The organism is Vibrio sp. 1249-1, from assembly GCF_033340495.1.
Window position 1 is genome coordinate 1 of sequence record NZ_JAWOWJ010001053.1, and the last position, 542, is coordinate 542.

Genomic DNA, 542 nt, shown 5'->3' on the forward strand with positions numbered 1-542 from the left:
ACAAATAAGCAGAGCAAGACCTAAATAGAAAGTGTGAAGTGCTCCGAAGCCTAGTGCGTCAGCCGGAAGTGCCAGTGTGAACTGGCCGATAGCCATTAATGCACCACCAAGCAAAATTGAGCGGCGTTGGCCAAGGTAGTTATCGGCAAGGTAACCACCAATCAATGGGGTAATGTAAACAAGGCCGGTGTAAATGCCATAAAGGTCGAGCGCGTCTTTCGTTGACCAGCCCAAACCACCATTCATTGTGGTATCAGTTAAGTAGAGTACTAGAATGGCACGCATTGCGTAGTAGGAAAAGCGTTCCCAGAGTTCTGTGCCGAACAATAAGAACAAGCCACGAGGGTGACCGAAATATTGATGTTGGTTTGACATAAGCTCTTCTAATAATAGTTATTACATTTTTTAACGACACCTACGTATACATTGCAATTTAACTGCTTACAAACAATAAAATTTTGCCTTACGACTAAATAACATTGTTAAGTCACTGTTTATTTTTGATTTTGTGGAGCTTTTGTTGGTGGTTGGGGTGTGTTACA

1 pseudogene is annotated in these 542 nt (G+C 42.3%); it reads right to left on the minus strand.

The features are described from left to right. Nucleotides 1-375 (minus strand): annotated as a pseudogene (locus tag R7Z50_RS30415) (MFS transporter); the annotation flags it as partial. Between the last annotated feature and the right edge of the window lie 167 nt (nucleotides 376-542).